The 4434-nt window shown below is 69.9% G+C and carries 1 protein-coding gene; it reads right to left on the reverse strand.

The features are described from left to right. A partial coding sequence (locus tag AB0J97_RS51485) for an SDR family NAD(P)-dependent oxidoreductase (protein WP_364104763.1) occupies positions 1-4409 on the reverse strand: 4409 nt, incomplete at its 3' end. Between the last annotated feature and the right edge of the window lie 25 nt (positions 4410-4434).

Here is a 4434-nt window from a genome sequence, read left to right on the forward strand (position 1 = left end):
TATGTGGTGCCCGGTGTGTCCGGGTCCGGGTCAAACAGTCGTTCCAGGTCCCAGCCCCGGTCCTCGGGCAGGCCGGTGATGCCCGACCCGCCCCGCACGAGTAGTTGCCACATCTCCTCCGGTGAGGTGATCTCTCCCGGGTATCGGCAGGCCATCGCCACCACCGCGATCGGCTCGCCCACCCCTGCCGCGGCCGCTGTGGTCGTGCCGGCTGCGGGTTTGGCGGCCGATGCCGCTTTGTCTTCGCGGGTTTGTGCTGGGCCGGTGCCCACTCGCTGGAACAGGTAGTCGGCCACGGCGGTGGGGGTGGGGTGGTCGAACACCAGCGTGGCCGGTAGTTTCACCCCTGCCGCCCGTCCCAGCCGGTTGCGGAGCTCGACCGAGGTGAGCGAGTCGAACCCGAGTTCCTTGAACGGCCGCCCGGCCGCGATCTCCTCCTCCGACCCGTGTCCGAGCACGGCCGCGGCGTGCGAGCGCACGAGCGAGACCAGCACGTGTTCCTGTTCGGCCACCGGCAACCCCGCCAACCGCCGCTGGAAGCTCGATTCAACACTCGCCTCCGGCTCCACCACAGCAGCACGGCGCTTGGGGGCAGGAGCCAGAGCTCGCAGAATCGCGGGAACACCGTCGTGGCGAGCGGCAAGCGCGCGGCCGTTGACGGGCAGCGGGATCAGATGGGGCTGGGGGTGGGCGAGCGCGGCGTCAAGGAGCCTGTTGCCGTAGGAAGTGGTGATGGTGTCGAAACCGGCTCGTCGAATGCGGTCGATGTCGAGGGAAGTGAGGTGAGCGCTCATCCCGCTGGGTTGTTGCCATAGGCCCCAGGCCAGGGATTGGGCGGGTAGTCCCAGGTGGGTGCGGTGGATGGCCAGGGCGTCGAGGAAGGCGTTGGCGGCTGAGTAGTTGCCTTGGCCTGCGCTGTCGAGGGTGGCGGCGGAGGAGGAATACAGGACGAAACGGGCCAGATCCAACCCCAGGCTGGTGGTGGCTTGGTGCAGGTGCCAGGCCGCGTCGGCTTTGGGTTGCAGGACTTGGTCGGTCTGGGCGGGGTTGAGGGTGGTGAGGGTGGCGTCGTTGAGGATGCCGGCGGTGTGGTAGATCGCGGTGAGGGGGTGCTGGGCGGGGATGCGTTGGAGGAGCGCGGCGATTTGGGTGGGGTCGGACAGGTCGCAGGCGATGATGTCGACGTGGGCGCCTGCGGTGTGGAGGTCTTGGCGTAGTTGGTCGGCGCCGGGGGCGTGGGGGCCGCGCCGGGAGACCAGCAGGAGGTGTCGGGTGTGGTGGTGGGTGGCCAGGTGGCGGGCCAGGATGCTGCCCAGGCCGCCGGTTCCGCCGGTGATGAGGATGGTGCCGTCGGGGTGTGGGGGGTGGGGGATGGTCAGGACGATTTTGCCGGTGTGACGGGCTTGGGCCATGTGGCGGAAGGCGTGCCGGGCTGCGGTGACCGGCCAGCAGCGCACCGGCAGGGCGGCGAGATCGCCGACGGTGAGCAGGTCGCACAGAGTGGTGAGGATGGTGTGGATGTGGTCGACGCCCGCGTCCATGAGGTCGAAACTTCGATACCGCAGATGGGGGTGGGTGGCCGCGACGTGAGCGGGGTCGCGGCGGTCGGTTTTGCCCATCTCGATGAAGCGTCCGCCGGGGGCGGTGAGGGTGAGGGAGGCGTCGGTGAAGGGGCCTGCCAGGGCGTTGAGGACGACGTCCATGCCGTGTCCGCCGGTGGTGGTGGTGAAGGTGTCGGCGAAGTCGAGAGTGCGGGAGGAGGCCACATGGTCTGCGGGGATGCCGAGGCGGCGCAGCAGAGCGTGTTTGGCCGGGGAGGCGGTGGTGAACACCTCGGCTCCCAGGTGGCGGGCGATCTGGATGGCGGCCATGCCCACCCCGCCCGCTCCGGCGTGGATGAGGACCCGCTCACCTCGGGACAGGCCGGCCAGATCCACCAGCCCGTACCAGGCGGTGGCGAAGGCCACCAGCGTCCCAGCCCCTTGAGAGAAGGACCACCCGGCCGGCAAAGGCACCAGCAGCCGCTGATCGGCCACCACGCGCGGGCCGAACGCCCCTTCACCTAACCCCATGACGCGGTCACCGACCGCGAACCGGGTCACGTCGGCCGCGATCTGGGTGACCACACCGGCGAACTCGCCACCGATCGGTTCACCCTGTTCCGGCACCATGCCGAGCGTGACCACGAGATCACGGAAGTTCACCCCCGCGGCCCGGACCTGCACCCGCACCTGCCCGGCACCCAAATCCCGGTCCGCGCGCGGGTCCGGCACCAGGGCCAGTCCTTCGACCGAGCCGGGTGTGGGGCAGTCCAGCCGCCACGCCCCGTCTCCGTCCGGCACTGCCAGGTCCTCCCCGGCCCGTGCGGGGGTGAGCCGGGGGACCAGGACCCGGCCCTGCCGGACCAGGATCTGCGGCTCATCTCCCACACCACCCGGCACGCCGTCGGGCATGCTGCCGGTGCCCAGTACGTTGGCCAGCGCCTGCCAGGAAGCGGGTTGTCCGTCCACGTCGACCAGCAGGAACCGGCCGGGGTGCTCGGCCTGTGCCGACCGCGCCAGCCCCAGCACCGCCGCCCTCACCAACTCGCGGCCATCATTCCCAGGACCGGTGTTGCCGGGATCGGTGATGCCGGGGTCGGCGTTGTGTCCCACCGTGACCACACCGGTGGTGAGCAGCACCAGCCGGGTCTCGGCCAGCCGCTCACTGGCCAGCCAGCCCTTCAGCACCTCCACCACCCGGTCCAACTCCACACGCAACCGCGACAGCAGCCCGCTAGGCCCGCCATGCCCATCGTGGACGTCATGCCCGTCGTGGATGTCCCGGGTGTCCTGGGTGTCCTGGGTGTCGTCGTGGGTGTCGTGGGCGGAGACTTCCATGTCCAGGGACAGAATCACTGTCCCGGCTGTCGGCTCGCCTGCAGCCAGTGCCGTGTTCAATGCCGGTAGGTCGCGGTAGTGGCCCGCGACAGTGCCGCCAGCCTCCTGCACCGCCGCCACCACGTCACCAGAAGACGGGCCGACCACGATCACTTGGCCCCGTGTCGCGTCCGATGCAGCCTCTGATGCCGTGTGTGATGCCCCTTCTATGAGCTTGCCCGCCGGTCGCCCTGCTGGGTTGCCTGCTGGGTTGCCCGGTAAGGGCAGCCACTGCAACTGATGCAACCCCTCAACCGCAGGCCGCTCACCTGCCCGCAGCCCGCCGGTAGCCAGCCCGTGCGCCGGTAGAGGGCGTGAGATCAGACTCGTCACCACCGCCACCGGGGCACCGCTGCCATCGGCCATCCGGATACTGACACCACCACCGGCATCGGAGGCCGGTTGGACGTGCACCCGCAACTGCCGGGCGCCGGAGGCCAGCAGTTCCACCCCGGTCCACGCGAACGGCAACATCACCCCCGCCCCGCCAGGATTGTCGGCCCCGTTGGTTTGGTCGATGTGGGCGGGCAGGCTGGTGGCATGCAAGGCGGCATCCAGCAACGCCGGATGAACCCCGAACCGGGCCGCATCCACACACTCCCGCTCACCCAGCTCAACCTCCGCGAACACCTCCCCCTCACGCACCCAGGCCCGCTTCAGCCCTCGAAAGGCCGGCCCATACCCGTAACCCTCGTCGGCCAGCTTCTGGTAGAAGCCCTCCACCTCCACCGCCCGCGCCCCCACCGGCGGCCACACGTCTAACGCGAAATCAACAGCCGCACCACCACTGCCGTCCACGCCCGCACCAACGCCCACACTGTCGGCGCTTTCGATGTTCGTCGCGCTCGCGGCGTTCATCGCGCTCTCGGTTATCACCGCACTGGCATGACGCCGCCACCCCTCGCCCAGCCCAGCTCCCGCACCTGTCCCTGCTCCTGTTTCTGCTGGTCGGGCGTAGACGTGCACCTCACGTCGCCCGTCCGTACCCGCGCCGGACACCCGCACCAGCACCTGGGCTGAGGTGTCGGGGTCCAGCACCAGCGGCGCCTCCAACGTCAGCTCCTCAACCCGCGAGCAGCCGACCCCGTCACCCGCCCGGATCACCAACTCCACGAACCCCGTACCAGGAAAAATCACCGACCCGCCGACAGCGTGATCGGCCAGCCACGGATGAGCAGCCAGAGACAACCGCCCCGTCAACACCAGCCCGCCCTGCTCCGGCACCTCCACCACCGCACCCAAGAACGGATGATCCGCCCCCGCCAGCCCCAGCTGATCCGCACCCACCCCCACCGGAAGCTGATCCAGCCAGTAACGGCGACGCTGGAAAGCGTAGGTAGGCAACTCCACCCACCCCTCACCCGCACGCGTCCCCGTCTCCGTCCCCGCCGCCGCCTCAGTGTCCGCGCCCGTGTCCGCGTCCGTGTCCGGCTGCTCGGCGAGAACGGAACGCCAGGAGACAGGCAGCCCGCCCACGAACGCCTCGCTCATCGACCGCATGAACCGGTCCGGGCCG

This window comes from Nonomuraea sp. NPDC049607, assembly GCF_040675375.1.
Taxonomy (GTDB): Bacteria; Actinomycetota; Actinomycetes; order Streptosporangiales; family Streptosporangiaceae; genus Nonomuraea.